Here is a 16273-nt window from a genome sequence, read left to right as displayed (position 1 = left end):
AAGGTACAGCTAAAAAGCATAAAAAATAACAACATAACCCTAATTGCCGCAATTTTCTTGCGCCGCAAAATACTGCACCGCAGCGGCGGTTTTCCTTGCTTTGACAAGGGGATGCTCCCTAGGCTGGTATCAGCAAGCAAAAAACAGCCCGCCTCTCCTTCTACGCCGCATCGAAGGGAGGCACACCGGGTCAACGGGGTAACGCGGCGGGTCTCGGGAAGATGGCACTCACCTTTCGTCTGAACGGTGAAACGGTCCGCATCACGGACGCAAGCCCATCAGTAACGCTGCTGGACTGGCTGCGCGAAGAAAAGGGCCTCACCGGCACCAAAGAAGGCTGCAACGAAGGCGATTGCGGCGCCTGCACTGTCATGGTCACCGATTCACGTGGATCCAAGGCCTTGAACGCCTGCATCCTGTTCCTGCCGCAGCTGCAGGGCAAGTCGGTGCGCACCGTCGAAGGTGCCTCCGGCCCGGACGGCAGCCTGCACCCGGTGCAGCAGGCCATGGTCGATCACCACGGCAGCCAATGCGGCTTCTGCACCCCCGGTTTCATCATGTCGATGGTCACCGCCCACGCCAACGGCGCCACGGATTTCGACGACCAGCTGGCAGGCAACCTCTGCCGCTGCACCGGCTACGCCCCGATCATCCGCGCCGCCGAGGCCGCAAAAGACGACCCCGTTCCCGACTGGATCGCCCAAGAAGGATCCTTCATCTGGCCGGAAATGTCCCGGGGGGAGGCCGCAGGCCGGGGGGCAGAGCCCCCTTCCGGCAAACAGGCGGCAGCGCCCCCGCTCCTGCCAGCCTCATCCGACGAACTCGCCGAACTCTACAGCGCCCACCCCGAGGCCACCCTGATTGCAGGCGCCACCGATGTGGGCCTCTGGGTCACCAAGCAGCTCCGCCACCTGCCGCAAATGATCTTCCTTGGCGGCTGCGATGACTTGAAGGGCATTGAGGTCACGGACAGCGCCGTCCGCATCGGCGCCATGGCCGACATGAACGCCCTGCGCGCCGCGATGGATCCGCTGCACCCGTCCTTCGCGGAAATGCTGCGCCGCTTTGCCTCCCAGCAGATCCGCGCCGCCGCCACCATCGGCGGCAATATCGCCAACGGCTCCCCCATCGGCGACACCCCGCCCGCGCTGATTGCCCTCGGCGCCACCCTGCATCTGCGCAAGGGCGGCGACCGCCGCGAACTGCCGCTGGAGGATTTCTTCCTCGACTACGGCAAGCAGGACCGCCAGCCGGGTGAGTTCGTCGAGGCCGTCAGTTTCCCGCGCCAGCCCGACGCCCTGAAGGTCTACAAGCTGTCGAAACGCTTTGACCAGGATATCTCCGCCGTCCTCGGCGCCTTCAACGTGACCGTGATGAACGGCAAGGTCTCCGCCGCCCGCATCGCCTTTGGCGGCATGGCCGGCATTCCGAAACGCGCCGCACACGTCGAGGCGGCCCTGGCTGGCCAGCCCTGGACCGAAACCACGATCGGTGCCGCCGCCAAGGCCTTTGATCAGGACTTCACCCCGATGTCCGACATGCGCGCCTCTGCCGAATACCGGCTGGAGACCGCGCGCAATATGCTGACCCGCTATTTCGCCGACCTGAACGGCCAGCCGGTCTCGGTGCTGGAGGTGCGGCCATGAGTGTCAGCAAACCCCTCCCCCATGACTCCGCTTGGCTGCACGTAACCGGCGCGGCCCGTTATACCGATGACATCCCCAGCCCCCGCGGCACGCTGCATCTGGCCTTCGGCGTTTCCCCTATTGCCCGCGGCCATGTCACCGGCATGGACCTGAGCGAAGTGCAGCAAAGCCCCGGCGTCGTGGCGGTGCTGACCGCCAAGGGGCTGCCGTTTTCCAATGACGTCTCCCCCTCGATCCATGACGAGCCGCTGCTGGCGGCGGGTACCGTCAACTATGTTGGCCAGCCGGTGTTTGTGGTGGTGGCCGACAGCCACCTGAATGCCCGCATCGCCTCCCGCAAGGGCAAGGTCGACTACCAGGAAGAACCCGCCCTCCTGACCTTGGACGCCGCGCTGGCCGCCGACAGCCGTTTCGAGGAAGGCCCGCGCATCTACCGCAAAGGCGACGCAGCCAAAGCCATTGATGCCGCCCCGCACACCGTCGAGGGCACGTTTGAACTGGGCGGGCAGGAGCATTTCTATCTCGAAGGCCAGGCGGCCATGGCGCTGCCGCAGGAGGATGGCGGCATGCACGTCCACTCCTCCACCCAGCACCCGACCGAGATTCAGCACAAGGTGGCAGAGGCGATCGGCCTGCCGATGCACGCCGTCCGGGTCGAGACCCGCCGCATGGGCGGCGGCTTTGGCGGCAAGGAAAGCCAGGGCAACGCGCTGGCCGTAGCCTGCGCCGTCGCTGCCCGGCTGACCGGCAAGCCCTGCAAGATGCGCTATGACCGCGACGACGACATGGTGATCACCGGCAAGCGCCACGCCTTCCGCATCTCCTACCGTGCGGGATTCGGCGAGGACGGCCGCCTGCAAGGCGTCGAGTTCCTGCATCTGGTGGATTGCGGCTGGGCGCAGGACCTGTCGCTGCCGGTCGCTGACCGCGCCATGCTGCACGCCGACAACGCTTACCTCATCCCCAATATCCGCATCGAAAGCCACCGCCTGCGCACCAACCGGCAAAGCGCCACCGCCTACCGCGGCTTTGGCGGCCCGCAGGGCATGGTGGGGATCGAACGGGTGATGGACCATATCGCGCATGACCTGGGGATGGACCCGGCTGAGCTGCGGCAGCGCAACTACTACGCGCCGATGCAATCACCAGACGCGCCCGCAGGCGAACCGCAGGACACCTCCGGCCAGCCGCTGGACCCGGACGCCGATCTCGCCTCCCGCGGCGCACCAGTGCAGCCCGCCAAAACCAGCCTGCCGCCCAAGGACGTGCAGACCACGCCCTACCACATGCCGGTCGAGGACTTTATCCTGCACGATCTGACCGCGCAGCTGCTGAAATCCTCGGACTACGCGGCGCGCAAGGCGGACATTGCCAAGTGGAACCAAGGCCAGACCCACCTGAAGCGGGGCATCGCCTTTTCGCCGGTGAAGTTCGGGATTTCTTTCACCCTGACACATCTCAACCAGGCCGGCGCGCTGGTGCATGTCTACCAGGACGGCTCGGTGCATCTGAACCATGGCGGCACCGAGATGGGCCAGGGGCTGTTCCAGAAGGTGGCGCAGGTCGCCGCCAGCCGCTTTGGCATCCCGCTGGAGAAGGTGAAGATCACTGCCAGCGACACCGGCAAGGTGCCCAATACCTCGGCCACCGCCGCCTCCTCCGGCTCGGACCTGAACGGCATGGCAGTCAAGGCCGCCTGCGACACCCTGCGCAGCCGCATGGCCGAGCATCTGGCGCTGCAGCATCAGGCCAATCCCGGCGATGTGGTGTTTTCAAACGGCATGGTGCGGATCGGTCAGGATGAGATGACATTCGAGAAGGCCGCGATGGCCTGCTACCAGGGCCGCGTCAGCCTGTCCGCCACCGGTTTCTACAAGACCCCCAAGGTCGAATGGGACCGGATCAAGGGCCAGGGCCGCCCGTTCTACTATTTCGCCTACGGCGCCGCGGTGACAGAGGTGGCGGTGGATGCGCTCACCGGCGAGAACCGCATCCTGCGCGCCGACATCCTGCATGACGCCGGCGCCTCGCTGAACCCGGGCATCGACATCGGCCAGATCGAGGGCGGCTATGTCCAGGGCGCGGGCTGGCTGACGACAGAGGAACTGGTCTGGGACGATACCGGCCGCCTGCGCACCCACGCGCCTTCCACCTACAAGATCCCCGCCTGTTCCGACCGGCCGGATGTGTTCAACGTGAATCTTTTCGACGGCCAGAACCGCGAGGACACGATTTACCGCTCCAAGGCAGTGGGGGAGCCGCCGTTCATGCTGGGCATCTCCGCCTGGCTGGCCCTCAGCGATGCAGTCGCTGCCTTTGGCACCGCCTACCCGGCGCTGAACGCGCCCGCCACCGCCGAAGAAGTCTGGCGCGCGGTCCGGAGAGTGCGCGATGGGATTTGATGTCGAGGAGCTGCGCCGGGCGGTTGCCGCGCATGGCCGCGTGGTGCGGGTGGTGATTGCCGCCATCCGCGGCTCCTCCCCGCGGGAGGCGGGCACCGCGATGCTGGTCTGGCAGGACGGCCAGTCCGGCACCATCGGCGGCGGCACCCTGGAATATGAGGCGGCAGAGGCCGCCCGCGGGCAAGTGGCCCCCAAGCAGATCAGCACCCACGCGCTGGGGCCGGACCTGGGCCAGTGCTGCGGCGGTGCGGTGACGCTTTTCAGCGAAGTCTACGAGGCCGCAGACCTGGCCGCGCTGGACGCGGACATCATCGCCCGCCCGGCCAGCCCGGCGCTGATGCCGATGGCGGTGAAGCGGCTCCTAGCGGACGCCCGCAGCCAGGGGCTGGCGCCGGCGCCGCAGCTGGTGGATGGCTGGATGATTGAACCGGTGCACCAGCCGCAGCTACCGGTCTGGATCTGGGGCGCGGGCCATGTCGGCCGGGCGCTGGTGAATGTGCTGGCGCCGCTGCCGGACCTGCAGATCACCTGGGTGGACACCGACGCCGCGCGTTTCCCGGCAGAGATCCCCCCCGGCGTCACCGCGGTTCCGGCAGCTGACGTTGCGCTCCTTGTGCGCCATGCGCCTGAAAACGCTGCGCATTTGGTGCTGACCTATTCCCATGCGCTGGATCTGGCGCTATGCCACGCGCTGTTGAGTCATGGCTTTGCCTTTGCCGGGCTGATCGGCTCCAAAACCAAATGGGCGCGGTTCCGCTCGCGTCTTGCCGCCCTGGGGCACTCTTCCGGGGCAATCGCAAGGATCACCTGCCCGATCGGCGATCCGGAACTTGGAAAACATCCGCAGATGATTGCGGTCGGTGTTGCGGCGCAGCTGCTGCGGCATGGAAAAGAAGACGAACAGAGAGAGGACCGGCGCGCGTGAGTGTACCACTGTTGAGCCTGCAAGGCCTGACCAAGGCCTACCCCGGGGTTGTGGCCAATGACACCGTTTCCTTTGACATCGGCGAGGGAGAGGTTCACGCCCTGCTCGGCGAAAACGGCGCCGGGAAATCGACGCTGGTCAAGATGATCTATGGCCTGGTGAAGCCTGACAGCGGCCAGATGCTCTTGCGCGGGGAGCCCTTTGCCCCGGCTGAGCCGCGCGCGGCACGCGCTGACGGCATCGCCATGGTATTCCAGCATTTCTCCCTGTTCGACGCGCTGAACGTGGCCGAGAACATTGCGCTCGGCATGGAGAACCCGCCGGAGATGCGCGACCTCGCCGCCCGGATCCGCGAGGTGTCGGAAACCTACGGCCTGCCGCTGGACCCGTTCCGCACCGTCGGCGACCTGTCCGCGGGCGAACGCCAGCGGGTCGAGATCATTCGCTGCCTGCTGCAAGACCCGAAACTGCTGATCATGGACGAGCCGACCTCGGTGCTGACGCCGCAGGAAGTCGATATCCTGTTCGAAACCCTGCAGAAACTGCGCGCCGAAGGCACCTCGATCCTTTATATCTCGCACAAGCTGGAGGAAATCCGCACCCTGTGCGACCACGCCACCATCCTGCGGCTGGGCAAGAATGTGGGCGAATGCACCCCGGCTGACACCTCGGCCCGCGATATGGCGGAAATGATGGTCGGCAGCACCCTGCAAACACCCCAGCGCGAAGCCCGCGAGTTCGGCCCCGTCGCGATGGATATTTCGGGACTGTCGGTGCCGGCGCCATCCGCCTTCGGCACCGCGCTGAAGAACGTGCATCTGACCGTGCGCAAGGGCGAGATCCTCGGCATCGGCGGCGTTGCCGGCAACGGCCAGGACGAATTGCTGGGCGTCCTCTCCGGCGAAACCCTGACCGAGGCGGATGCGGTGAAGCTGCATGGGCAGCCCATCGGCAAGCTGGGCCCCACGGCCCGGCGCAAGCTCGGCGTGCTGGCAGCACCCGAGGAACGCCTCGGCCACGCCGCCGCGCCTGATATGAGCCTGACGGAAAACGCCATGCTCACCGGCTCGGTGCGCGAGGGGCTGGAGAAGAACGGTTTTCTGGATTGGGGCAAGACCAAAGACTTCGCCGAGCGCATCATCAAGGCGTTTGACGTGCGCACCCCCGGCCCCGGCAATGCGGCGCGGTCGCTGTCGGGCGGCAACCTGCAGAAATACGTGATCGGCCGCGAGGTGCTGCAGAACCCCGAGGTGCTGGTGGTCAACCAGCCGACCTGGGGCGTCGATGCCGCCGCCGCCGCCGCGATCCGCCAGTCGCTGCTGGATCTGGCCGCCAAGGGCGCCGCAGTGATCTGCATCAGCCAGGACCTGGATGAGCTGATGGAAATCTCCGACAGCTTTGCCGCCCTGAACGAAGGCCGCCTCAGCGCGCCGCGCAAGGCTGCGGGGCTGACGGTGGACGAGATCGGCCTGATGATGGGCGGCGCGCATGGGATGGAGGTGGCGCATGTCTGAGAGTTTGCGACGCCTCCCCGCCCGGCGGCCAAGCCGCCTGCCGGGCAGCGGGCGGGAGTATTTTTGGAAAGATGAAAAGGGAGCCGCTTGAATGATCCGGCTTGAGAAAAGGCCGCAGCCGTCGCGGGCCTGGTCGATGGCGACGCCGCTGGTGGCGGTGCTGGCGACGATGTTTTTCGGCGGGCTGCTGTTTGCCGCGCTTGGCAAACCGCCGGTTGAGGCGATCCGCACCATCTTTTGGGAGCCGCTGTTTGGCGAGTTCGCCTTCTACTACCGCCCGCAGCTGCTGGTGAAAGGCGCGCCGCTGGTGCTGATTGCCATCGGCCTGTCGCTGGGCTTTCGCGCAGGCATCTGGAACATCGGCGCCGAGGGCCAGTACATCATGGGCGCCATCTTCGGCGCCGGGGCCGGCCTTGCCTTCTACCCCTCCGAGTCGTTCCTGATCTTCCCCTTCATGGTCCTTGCCGGCGCATTCGGCGGCTGGATCTGGGCGATGATCCCGGCGATCCTCAAGACACGCTTTGGCACCAACGAAATCCTGGTCTCCTTGATGCTGGTCTATGTGGCCGAACAGTTCCTCGCCTCGGTCTCCTTGGGCCTGTTGAAGAACCCCGAGGGTTTCGGCTTCCCCGGCTCACGCAACCTGCAAGCCTGGGACAGCGCCCATAACGCCGAGCTGATCGCGGGCACCGGCATGCACTGGGGCGTGGTGGCGGCGCTGATTGCAGTGATCTTTGCCTATGTGCTGCTGAACCGGCACATGACCGGCTATCACATCCGCCTGACCGGCGAGGCACCGAGGGCGGCGCGCTTTGCAGGCGTGAACCCCACCCGGCTGGTGCTGTTCTGCCTTGGCACTTCTGGTGCTCTGGCAGGTCTTGCCGGCATGTTCGAGGTCTCCGGCCCCTCCGGCCAGATCAGCATCGACTTCAACGTCGGCTATGGCTTTACCGCGATCATTGTGGCCTTCCTGGGCCGCCTGCATCCGGTGGGCATCCTGCTGGCAGGCGGGCTGATGGCGCTGACCTACATTGGCGGCGATATCGCGCAGTCGAACCTGCAGCTGCCGGCCGCAGCCATTCAGGTTTTCCAGGGGATGCTTCTGTTCTTCCTGCTGGCCTTTGACCTGCTGACCAATTTCCGGATCGCAATCGGCAAGCCGGAGGTGGCGTAACATGGATCTTTCTGCAATCAACCCGGTCCTGCTCATCGCCTCGCTGATGGTGGCGGCAACCCCGCTCCTGCTGGCGGCCATCGGTGAATTGGTGGTCGAGAAATCCGGCGTGCTGAACCTTGGGGTCGAGGGGATGATGATCGTTGGCGCCATCGCGGGCTTTGCCACCGCAGTGGAAAGCGGCTCGCCCCTCCTGGGCTTCATTGCCGCTGCCATCGCAGGCGCGGCGCTGTCGGTCCTGTTTGCGATCCTCACCCAGTTTGCCCAGGCCAACCAGGTGGCCTCCGGCCTGTCGCTGACACTGTTCGGGCTGGGCCTGTCGGCGCTGATGGGGCAGTCCTATGTCGGTGTGAAGCCGCCGCAGATGGGCGATGTTCACATCCCGGTGCTCAGCGACCTGCCCGTCGTTGGCCCGATCCTGTTCGGCCACGACATCATCCTCTACTTCGGCATCGTCCTGACCGCTGCCGTCTGGTGGGTGCTGAAATACTCGCGCCTCGGCCTGGTGCTGCGCGCGGTGGGCGAGAACCACGATGCTGCCCATGCGCTGGGCTACAAGGTGATCAAGATCCGTCTGATGGCGATCATGTTCGGCGGCGCCTGTGCGGGCCTCGGCGGCGCCTACATCAGCCTGATCCGGGTGCCGCAGTGGACCGAGGGCATGACCGCCGGCATCGGCTGGATTGCGCTCGCCCTTGTGGTCTTTGCCAGCTGGAAACCCTGGCGCGCGCTGCTGGGTGCCTATCTGTTTGGCGGGGTCACCGTGGTGCAGCTTAATCTGCAGGCGGCAGGCGTTGCCATCCCGGTCGAGTATCTGGCAATGTCGCCCTATCTGATTACCATCCTGGTGCTTGTTATCCTTTCCGCGGACAAAAGCGGCGCACCCGCTGCGCTTGGCCGCAATTTCCACGCCTCCCGCTAGTGCGGGGGGCCTCATTGACCGCCCCGGCTGCCGGGGCCAACCAAAACCAACTGGGGAGTCCCTTTGATGAAACTGACCAACCTCCTGACCAGCGCCGCCGTGGCGCTTGGCCTGGCCGCGGGCGCGGCGCTGGCCGAAGACAAGACCAAAGTGGGCTTTGTCTATGTCGGCCCCGTCGGCGACGGCGGCTGGACCTATGAGCACGACCAGGGCCGCAAGGCGGTTGAGGCCGAATTCGGCGACAAGGTCGAAACCGTCTATGTGGAAAACGTGGCCGAAGGCCCGGATGCCGAGCGGGTGATGACCCAGATGGCGCTGGAAGGCGCCGACCTGATCTTCACCACCTCCTTTGGCTACATGGACCCGACCATCAACGTCGCCAAGAAATTCCCGAACGTGAAGTTCGAGCACGCCACCGGCTACAAGCGCGCGGACAACGTCTCGACCTATTCCGCCCGCTTCTATGAGGGCCGCGCGGTGCAGGGCACCATCGCGGGCCACATGACCGAGAGCAACATCATCGGCTACATCGGCTCCTACCCGATCCCGGAAGTGATCCGCGGCATCAACTCTGCCTATATCCACGCCAAGAAAGTGAACCCCGACGTAGAGTTCAAGATCGTCTGGGCCTTCACCTGGTTCGACCCGGCCAAAGAAGCGGACGCCGCCAAGGTGCTGATCGAACAGGGTGCCGACGTGATCCTGCAGCACACCGACTCCACCGCGCCGCAGGCGGCTGCACAGGCCGCGGGCAACGTGATCACCTTCGGCCAGGCGTCCGACATGTCGGAATATGCGCCTAAGCCGCGCGTCTCCTCGATCATTGATGACTGGGCACCTTATTACATTGCCCGCACCAAGGCTGTGATGGACGGCACCTGGGAGTCGGTCGACACCTGGGACGGCATCGGCGCCGGCATGGTGGGCATCGGCGAAATCTCTGACGCTGTTCCGGCGGACGTGAAAGAGGCTGCTCTGGCTATCAAGGACTCGATCGCGGACGGCTCCTACCACCCCTTCACCGGCCCGCTGAAAAAGCAGGACGGCAGCGACTGGCTGGCAGAGGGTGAAACCGCCGACGACGGCACCCTGGCCGGTATGAACTTCTATGTCGAAGGCCTCGAAGGCGACATTCCGCAGTAAGCGGCCCCCTTACGAGACTCACAAAGGCCCGCCACCCGGCGGGCCTTTTCTGTTGCGGCAGGGTGTCGGATGCCGGCAAAGCCTGCTGACACGCCCTGTCACTCTCCTGTTGTAGACCCCGCTCCACCGGCCGCCCGCCAGCATACCTGGCCCGGCCATCCGGGAAGCTGTGAAGCACATTGGAGAGAACCTTTGAAACTGAACTACGCCGTTGTTGGCACCAACGACATGGACGCGTCGGTCAAATTCTACGACGCCCTGTTCGAACACTCGGGACTTGCGAAGATCCGTCCGAGCGAGAGAATGACCTACTGGCTGATGGACGATTTTGCCTTTGCCGCCGCCCTGCCCTTCGACGGCGAACCGGCCACCAATGGCAATGGAACCATGGTAGGGTTCAGCCTCGGCTCTGCCGCCGAAGTCACCAGGCTGCACAGCAAGGCGATTGAGCTGGGCGGCACCTGCGAGGGCGCGCCTGGGCAGCGCGGACCGCGGTTTTCAGCATATGTGCGGGACCTGGACAGAAACAAAATCTGTTTCGCCGACTAGGGTCAGGAGCAGACAACCGGCGCCGCCAGCTTTTGCGCGGCGCCGTCGACCCGCCGCACCAGCGCCGGACCGGTGACCGTGCAGCCGGCCAGCTGCGCCGCATATTCGGTCAGCTTCTCCAGCTGCTCCCTGTCGGAGGCAAACAGATGCTTCAGCGGCAACCGGATCTTGTTCAGCACGGCAAAACTGCTGCCATCCACAGTCACGATCCGGAAACGGGTCCTGGCCTCCCCCAAACCGGTCTGAGCCGCATAGGGGGATTTCCATTTCGAGCTGGAGTAAGCCATGGCTGACTGCGCCGCAGCCCGGCCGGCCTGCGGCTGGCCACCGCCCTGGTAGCTTGCGGAATGAAAGACCAGCCAGGGCGCGCCGGTGCGGGTTTTGTGCAGGCCCGGGCGCATGGCGCTGGTATAGTATCCGGCCTCTGCCAAGGCTGCTGTCCGGTAATCCGGCCCGCCGGTCTCAACCCCGGCCGCCGGCTGCGCGCCATAGCCGGTGCGGGTTGCCGACCAGTAATCCGGCTTTTCCGGCGCCGCGCAGGCTGCCAGCAGGGCCGCTGCCCCGATCATCAGAAACTGTTTCACTTTCCCTCTCCGTTCCGCTGCACCGGCTATCATGGCAAGGAAACCGGGCCGGATTATGGCACTGCTCACGGGTTGCGGCAGACCGCGGAAACCGCCTTTCCCTGCTTGCCCCCCTGTGCCAAGCTCCGCGCCATGACCCAGACCGCACGCAAGATTCTGACCGCCCCCGACGGCGCCCCGGCCAGCCGTTTCGCCTTTGGCACCATGCAGTTCGGCGGCCGCGCCGATGAGACGCAATCGGCCCGGATGTATGCCGCCTGCCGCGCCGCCGGGATCAATCACTTCGACACCGCCTGGGTCTATACCGATGGCCGGTCGGAACAGATCCTGGGCCGCCTGATCAAGAACGACCGCGACCAGCTGCTGATCGCCACCAAGGCGGGCTACACCGGCGGCGCGGGGGCTGCCAACCTGCGCACCCAGCTGGATGAGAGCCGCCGCCGTCTGGGGCTCGATACGGTCGACGTGTTTTATCTGCACCGGTTCGACCCGGACACGGACCTGCGCGAAACCATGGACTGTTTCGCCGCGCTCAAGGACGAGGGGGTGATCCGCTACGTTGGCCTGTCGAACTTTGCCGCCTGGCAGGTGATGAAGGCGCAGATGGCGGCGCTGGCCTCCGGCACCGGCGTGGACATCCTGCAGCCGATGTATTCGCTGGTGAAACGCCAGGCTGAGGTCGAGATCCTGCCGATGTGCGCCGACCAGGGCATCGCCGTGGCCCCCTACTCCCCCTTGGGCGGCGGGCTCCTGACCGGCAAATATGCCGGCGGCGGCAGCGGCCGCATCACAGAAGACGACCGCTACCGCGCCCGCTACGGCGCTGAGTACATGCATGCAGCCGCCCAGCGCCTGTCAGCCCTCGCGGCGGAGCGCGGCACCGATCCGGCCACACTGGCCGTGGCCTGGGCCGCCGCGCACCCTGCGTTTCCGATGCCGATCATCTCCGCCCGCAGCGTGCAGCAGCTGCAGCCCTCGCTGGCAGCGCTGGATTTTGAAATGGACGCAGAGCTTTATAATATAATCGAAGCCTTCAGCCCGCGGCCTGCGCCCGCGACTGACCGGCTGGAAGAACAGGATTAGACCCATGCAGGATTTCATCGTCATCGGCGGCGGTATGGCCGGCATCAGCGCCGCCGCCCGGCTTGCGGACCTGGGCAGCGTCACCCTCCTGGAGATGGAGGACGCGCTTGGCTACCATTCCTCCGGCCGCTCTGCCGCGCTGTTTGAGGAAAATTACGGCCACGGCCCCACCATCGACCTGAACCGCGCCAGCGCCGCCTACCTGCGCGAGAACGGCTACCTGTCGCCGCGCGGGCTGATGCTGGTCGGGGCCAAGGACGATGGCGCCGGTTTTGCCCGCGATGTGGATGAACTGGGCATGGCCACGCTGGAGCTGGAGGAGGCCCTGGCCATGGTGCCGATCCTGAACCCCGGGACCGTCGGCTATACCGCCATAAGCGGCGCGGCAGAGGATATCGACACCGACCGGATGCTGCAGGATTTCGCCAAGGCCTTGCGCGCCGCGGACGGCCGGACCGTGACCAAGGCGCCGGTGACAGCCATCACCCGTATCCAAGACGGCTGGGAGGTCACCGCGGGCGGCCAGACCTATCAGGCCCGTCAGCTTGTCAACGCCGCGGGCGCCTGGGCGGATCAGGTCGCGGCGCTGGCCGGGGTGGCAGCGATCGGCCTGCAGCCCAAACGGCGTTCGATGGCGCGGCTGCCGGCGCCTGGCGGCCATGATGTCAGCGGCTGGCCGATGCTGCTGGGCGTGGGCGAGACTTGGTACGCCAAGCCCGATGCAGGCAAGCTGCTGGTTTCCCCCGCGGACACCGGCCTGGTGGACCCGCATGACGCCTATGCCGACGACATGGTGCTGGCCGAGGGGCTGGCGCGCTATGAGGAAATGGTGACCGAGCCGGTCACCCGGGTCGAAAGCAACTTTGCCGGGCTGCGCAGCTTTGTCCGCGACGGCACCCTGGTGCTGGGTCCGGATCCGGATCAGCCCGATTTCATCTGGTGCGCAGGCCAGGGCGGCTATGGCATCATGACCGCACCCGCCGCCTCGCAGCTGATTGCCGACCTGGTGGCGGGCCGCGCGCCGGTGCTGGATGCGGACACGGTGGCGGCCCTGTCGCCCGCCCGGCTGCGCTGATGCCGGTGCGCCCGGTTCCCGGTGCGGCCTCGGTGGCGGCACCGGAGGACGGCAAGCTGTTTGCCCCCGCCGCCGCCCGCAACAGCGGCGTGCTGTGCGATCTGCTGGCAGAGGTGGCCCCCGCCACGGGCCGCGCGCTGGAACTGGCCAGCGGCACTGGCCAGCACGCGGCGGCCTATGCCGCCCGGCTGCCCGGCCTGACATGGCAGCCCAGCGAGGTGGAGGAGGTCCGGCTTGACAGCATCCGGGCCTATGCCGAAGAGAGCGGCCTCAGGAACATCCTTCCGCCGGTGCAGCTCGACGCCACCGCCCCCGGCTGGGGCGCAGCGCATCCCGGCCAGGATCTGATTGTGCTGGTGAACCTGCTGCACCTGATCAGCGAAGACGAGGCCCGCGCCCTGATCCGCGAGGCCGCCGCCGCCCTCGCCCCCGGCGGACGCTTCGTGCTCTACGGCCCCTTCTTGCGCGGCGGTGAGCTGACCAGCGACGGCGACCGGGCGTTTCACGCGGCGCTCTCCGCCCATGACCCAGAGATCGGCTACAAGGACGACTTCGACGTCATCGATTGGCTGCACGGCGCCGGGCTGGAGCTGCTGCACGCGGTGGAGATGCCCGCTAACAACCTGGCGCTAATCGCGGAAAAACCGGCCATCTGACCTGGATCAAAGCTGCGCGACCCCGCCGCCCATACACCTTCAATAATCCGAATGTATTATTGAGGGAACAGCAGATGGACTGGCACGAGAAACTGGACGGGACCCGCAAGGGCCTGCGCAATCTGAACGGGGCGATCCCGGAAACCGCCCAGGCATTTGGCGCGCTTGGCAAGGCGGTGAAACAGGGCGGTGTTCTGGAATTCAAGCAGAAGGAATTCGTCGCCCTGGGCATCGCGGTGGCGCTGCGCTGCGAGGATTGCATCGGCCTGCATGTGGAGGCGCTGGTCAAGGCTGGCGCCAGCCGCGCCGAGGTCGGGGATGTGCTGGCGATGTCGATCCAGATGGGCGGCGGCCCGGCGATGATGTATGCGGCCAAGGCGATGGAGTGTTTCGACCAGCTGGCACGCTGAAGCCCGGAGCGGAATTCAGCCCCTATCCGGCAGCCCGCACCGCGTGCAGCCCCTGCAGCGCCTGACGGATATGGGGCAGGCCCGGATTGTCCGGCAGGTACAGTGCCTTGCAGCCCAGGCTGATCTCTGGCGCTGCCTCCACAGCGTGGATCTGCCCCGCCGCCAGCGCCTCTGCCGCCATATAGGCTGGAAAATACCCCATGCCGCCCCGCTTCATCAGGTAGCGCAGACCCATCAGCGCATTGCCCAGAACGATGTGCTGACGGCTGCGGCGGGGCAGAACATCACGCAGCTGGGCGTCGTACTCGCTGCCGAATTCCAGGTTGATGAACAAGGGCAGCGCATCGCGGCCCAGCCGCAGCGGCTGGTCAGACACCAGCACCAGCCGCTCCGGCGGCAGCTCCTCCGCCGCCAGCCCGCTGCCCGCGGGCACCTCGTTGACGATCGCCAGGTCCAGCAGCCGCCGCGCCACCGCCTCGCCCATGTTCATCGCGTGGTCATAGTTCAGCGTGAACGGCACCGTGCCCTGCTCCGCCTCCAGCCAGACCGCAACATCCACCAGCACCGGATCCCAGACCGACAGCTGCGCCCCCAGCCGCAAAGGCACCCGCCCGGCCAGGCTCGCCTTCAGATCGCCGGAGACGAACTCCCAGGTCCGCACAATCTGCTCAGCATATGGCATGAACTGACGCCCCGCCTCGCTGAGCCGGGTGCCGCCGGGCCCGCGCTCAAACAGCGCCACGCCCAGGCGGTCCTCCAGCGCCTTGATGCGGGCGCTGACCGTGGTCTGGGTGACATTCAGCACCCGCGCCGCGCCGTGAAAGCTGCCGGTGGCCTCAATCGCCAGGAAGGTCTCAAAAGAATTGATCTGCATGTTGATCAATATTCCCAATCAGTCTGAGCAAATCAATTCGTTTTCCTGCTCACCCGGGACTCGTTAGTCTGCCAGCAGATCAACCAAAGGACCGCGCCAATGCTGGACAAAAGCCACAAGCCCACCTGGACCAGTTTCACCGAAGCCACGCCCGAAGACTGGGCCGCGGTGGAAAAATACGAGGAGGCCTATAACGCCGCCCTGCCCGATCGGATCCTCGATGCCATCCGCTCACTGGACGAGGACTGGACCCCGTACCCGGTGAACCGCTACCAGCACAGCCTGCAGGCCGCGACCCGCGCCTGGGAGGACGGCGCCGATGACGAGATCATCGTGGCGGCGCTGGTGCATGACACCGGCGACATCCTGTCCCCCTACAACCATGGCGAGCTGTCGGCGGCAATGATGAAGCCCTACGTCAGCGAAAAGACCTATTGGATCCTCAAGCATCACTGCGTGTTTCAGGGCTTCTATTACAACCACCACTTCGGCGGCGATCGCAACGCGCGGGACAAATACCGCGACAGCCCCTATTGGGAGAACTGTCGGTATTTCTGCGAAAAGTACGACCAATGCGCCTTTGACCCGGAGTATCCCACCAAGCCGCTGGAATTCTTCGAACCGATCCTGCGCAAGGTGCTGTCGCGCGGCTGGGGGCATATGGAACTGGCGGAAACGGCGAAAGACTGATCCGCGTACACCGGGACAGCCTTCCGCAAAGAAAAAGAGGGGCCTGATGGCCCCTCAATAAAACAATGGTGCGGTTAGTCCCACCAGCCTTCGTCGACCGACGGCAGTTCTTCCAACTGCTCCTCGGTATAGCGGGTGACGATCACGTAGCGCTTGTCATCTACCGGGGCCAGACGCATGTCTTCCACCGGGATCATCACGTGCTTGTCGCCGACATCCAGGAAGCCGCCAACCTCGGCCACAACGCCCTTCATCATGCCATTGCGGTCCAGGATGATGTCTTCGATTTCACCGATGTCGTTCCAGTCCGGGCCAACGCCTTCAGCTTCCCAGTTACCCCAGGTGTCTTCGTCCATCGGGCCGTTCAGGGTGTAAATGTCACCGCCGGTGATATCGCGGGTGCGGATCAGATCCTTGGTGTCCATAGCGGTTTCTGCAAGAGCGGGCGCAGCGGCCATACCAGCAGCCAGGGCGATCATTGCGATGCGTTTCATGGTGCATTCTCCTTTTCTGGTTCGTTCATAAGGAGAACGGGCACCGGGCAGGAAAGTTCCTGAAAACCCCAGAAAATTCCTGCCGCTAAGCCCGGCCGCCGCTGCGCCGGCGGTGCAAAGGCATCAGGCGCG

General features: G+C 65.6%; 16 protein-coding genes. 13 read left to right on the top strand and 3 right to left on the bottom strand.

Annotation, left to right across the window (positions count from 1 at the left end):
- The first annotated feature begins 221 nt into the window (after positions 1 to 221).
- The 8 genes from xdhA (at position 222) to ACTRWG_RS18305 (ending at position 10275) form a co-directional block, all read left to right on the top strand.
- Positions 222 to 1646: a xanthine dehydrogenase small subunit gene (gene xdhA, locus ACTRWG_RS18340; RefSeq protein ID WP_462829761.1), complete on the top strand. Its 1425-nt coding sequence runs from the start codon at positions 222 to 224 to the stop codon at positions 1644 to 1646.
- Entirely contained in the window at positions 1643 to 4048 is a 2406-nt protein-coding gene (gene xdhB, locus ACTRWG_RS18335) for a xanthine dehydrogenase molybdopterin binding subunit (protein WP_462829760.1), read from the top strand. The genes xdhA and xdhB overlap by 4 nt, the downstream gene beginning before the upstream one ends.
- Positions 4038 to 4973 (top strand): xanthine dehydrogenase accessory protein XdhC, encoded by a 936-nt coding sequence (gene xdhC / locus ACTRWG_RS18330; protein WP_462829759.1) that lies wholly within the window; start codon positions 4038 to 4040, stop codon positions 4971 to 4973. The genes xdhB and xdhC overlap by 11 nt, the downstream gene beginning before the upstream one ends.
- Positions 4970 to 6487 (top strand): ABC transporter ATP-binding protein, encoded by a 1518-nt coding sequence (locus ACTRWG_RS18325; protein ID WP_462829758.1) that lies wholly within the window; start codon positions 4970 to 4972, stop codon positions 6485 to 6487. Before xdhC ends, ACTRWG_RS18325 begins: the two co-directional genes overlap by 4 nt.
- A gap of 91 nt (positions 6488 to 6578) precedes the next feature.
- On the top strand, positions 6579 to 7661 hold the full coding sequence (locus ACTRWG_RS18320; RefSeq protein WP_027234999.1) for an ABC transporter permease: 1083 nt from the start codon (positions 6579 to 6581) through the stop codon (positions 7659 to 7661).
- A 1-nt stretch (position 7662) separates the two neighbouring features.
- Positions 7663 to 8583 carry an ABC transporter permease gene (locus tag ACTRWG_RS18315; RefSeq protein WP_027235000.1) on the top strand — a complete coding sequence of 307 codons (921 nt, stop codon included), beginning with the start codon at positions 7663 to 7665 and terminating at the stop codon, positions 8581 to 8583.
- Positions 8584 to 8649: 66 nt separating this feature from the next.
- The gene (locus ACTRWG_RS18310; protein ID WP_027235001.1) at positions 8650 to 9726 is read left to right on the top strand and encodes a BMP family ABC transporter substrate-binding protein; all 1077 of its coding nucleotides are present in this window, start codon (positions 8650 to 8652) and stop codon (positions 9724 to 9726) included.
- A 192-nt stretch (positions 9727 to 9918) separates the two neighbouring features.
- Positions 9919 to 10275: a VOC family protein gene (locus ACTRWG_RS18305; RefSeq protein ID WP_462829757.1), complete on the top strand. Its 357-nt coding sequence runs from the start codon at positions 9919 to 9921 to the stop codon at positions 10273 to 10275.
- 2 nt (positions 10276 to 10277) lie between these two features.
- Here ACTRWG_RS18305 and ACTRWG_RS18300 read toward each other — a convergent pair whose 3' ends face one another.
- A complete protein-coding gene (locus tag ACTRWG_RS18300) occupies positions 10278 to 10859 on the bottom strand; it encodes a hypothetical protein (RefSeq protein ID WP_027235003.1) in 582 nt (193 codons plus the stop codon).
- 132 nt (positions 10860 to 10991) lie between these two features.
- Here ACTRWG_RS18300 and ACTRWG_RS18295 point away from each other — a divergent pair, with 132 nt between their 5' ends.
- The 4 genes from ACTRWG_RS18295 (at position 10992) to ACTRWG_RS18280 (ending at position 14083) form a co-directional block, all read left to right on the top strand.
- A complete protein-coding gene (locus ACTRWG_RS18295; RefSeq protein WP_462829756.1) occupies positions 10992 to 11942 on the top strand; it encodes an aldo/keto reductase in 951 nt (316 codons plus the stop codon).
- 4 nt (positions 11943 to 11946) lie between these two features.
- A complete protein-coding gene (locus ACTRWG_RS18290) occupies positions 11947 to 13017 on the top strand; it encodes an NAD(P)/FAD-dependent oxidoreductase (RefSeq protein WP_027235005.1) in 1071 nt (356 codons plus the stop codon).
- Positions 13017 to 13673, top strand: a complete 657-nt coding sequence (locus ACTRWG_RS18285) for a DUF938 domain-containing protein (protein ID WP_027235006.1) — start codon at positions 13017 to 13019, stop codon at positions 13671 to 13673. The genes ACTRWG_RS18290 and ACTRWG_RS18285 overlap by 1 nt, the downstream gene beginning before the upstream one ends.
- Before the next feature lie 74 nt (positions 13674 to 13747).
- Positions 13748 to 14083: a carboxymuconolactone decarboxylase family protein gene (locus ACTRWG_RS18280; RefSeq protein ID WP_260030172.1), complete on the top strand. Its 336-nt coding sequence runs from the start codon at positions 13748 to 13750 to the stop codon at positions 14081 to 14083.
- 22 nt (positions 14084 to 14105) lie between these two features.
- Here the strand turns inward: ACTRWG_RS18280 and ACTRWG_RS18275 are convergent, their stop codons facing one another.
- A complete protein-coding gene (locus ACTRWG_RS18275) occupies positions 14106 to 14957 on the bottom strand; it encodes a LysR family transcriptional regulator (RefSeq protein ID WP_260030170.1) in 852 nt (283 codons plus the stop codon).
- 99 nt (positions 14958 to 15056) lie between these two features.
- Between ACTRWG_RS18275 and ACTRWG_RS18270 the strand changes: the two genes are divergently transcribed.
- Positions 15057 to 15647 (top strand): HD domain-containing protein, encoded by a 591-nt coding sequence (locus ACTRWG_RS18270; protein ID WP_462829755.1) that lies wholly within the window; start codon positions 15057 to 15059, stop codon positions 15645 to 15647.
- A 74-nt stretch (positions 15648 to 15721) separates the two neighbouring features.
- On the opposite strand, the gene ACTRWG_RS18265 is transcribed toward ACTRWG_RS18270, so the two are convergent.
- Positions 15722 to 16141 carry a PRC-barrel domain-containing protein gene (locus ACTRWG_RS18265; RefSeq protein ID WP_260030168.1) on the bottom strand — a complete coding sequence of 140 codons (420 nt, stop codon included), beginning with the start codon at positions 16139 to 16141 and terminating at the stop codon, positions 15722 to 15724.
- Between the last annotated feature and the right edge of the window lie 132 nt (positions 16142 to 16273).

The sequence above is a fragment of the Leisingera sp. G5_S3_59_S7 genome, from assembly GCF_054968485.1.
This window is presented reverse-complemented; position numbering and strand designations above follow the sequence as displayed.

Excerpts from the sequence above, each read along its gene's own strand:
- xdhA (WP_462829761.1), top strand. The coding sequence starts at position 222 with ATGGCACTCACCTTTCGTCTGAACGGTGAAACGGTCCGCATCACGGAC.
- xdhB (WP_462829760.1), top strand. The coding sequence starts at position 1,643 with ATGAGTGTCAGCAAACCCCTCCCCCATGACTCCGCTTGGCTGCACGTA.
- xdhC (WP_462829759.1), top strand. The coding sequence starts at position 4,038 with ATGGGATTTGATGTCGAGGAGCTGCGCCGGGCGGTTGCCGCGCATGGC.
- ACTRWG_RS18320 (WP_027234999.1), top strand. The coding sequence starts at position 6,579 with ATGATCCGGCTTGAGAAAAGGCCGCAGCCGTCGCGGGCCTGGTCGATG.
- ACTRWG_RS18315 (WP_027235000.1), top strand. The coding sequence starts at position 7,663 with ATGGATCTTTCTGCAATCAACCCGGTCCTGCTCATCGCCTCGCTGATG.
- ACTRWG_RS18310 (WP_027235001.1), top strand. The coding sequence starts at position 8,650 with ATGAAACTGACCAACCTCCTGACCAGCGCCGCCGTGGCGCTTGGCCTG.
- ACTRWG_RS18295 (WP_462829756.1), top strand. The coding sequence starts at position 10,992 with ATGACCCAGACCGCACGCAAGATTCTGACCGCCCCCGACGGCGCCCCG.
- ACTRWG_RS18290 (WP_027235005.1), top strand. The coding sequence starts at position 11,947 with ATGCAGGATTTCATCGTCATCGGCGGCGGTATGGCCGGCATCAGCGCC.
- ACTRWG_RS18285 (WP_027235006.1), top strand. The coding sequence starts at position 13,017 with ATGCCGGTGCGCCCGGTTCCCGGTGCGGCCTCGGTGGCGGCACCGGAG.
- ACTRWG_RS18280 (WP_260030172.1), top strand. The coding sequence starts at position 13,748 with ATGGACTGGCACGAGAAACTGGACGGGACCCGCAAGGGCCTGCGCAAT.
- ACTRWG_RS18275 (WP_260030170.1), bottom strand. The coding sequence starts at position 14,957 with ATGCAGATCAATTCTTTTGAGACCTTCCTGGCGATTGAGGCCACCGGC.
- ACTRWG_RS18270 (WP_462829755.1), top strand. The coding sequence starts at position 15,057 with ATGCTGGACAAAAGCCACAAGCCCACCTGGACCAGTTTCACCGAAGCC.
- ACTRWG_RS18265 (WP_260030168.1), bottom strand. The coding sequence starts at position 16,141 with ATGAAACGCATCGCAATGATCGCCCTGGCTGCTGGTATGGCCGCTGCG.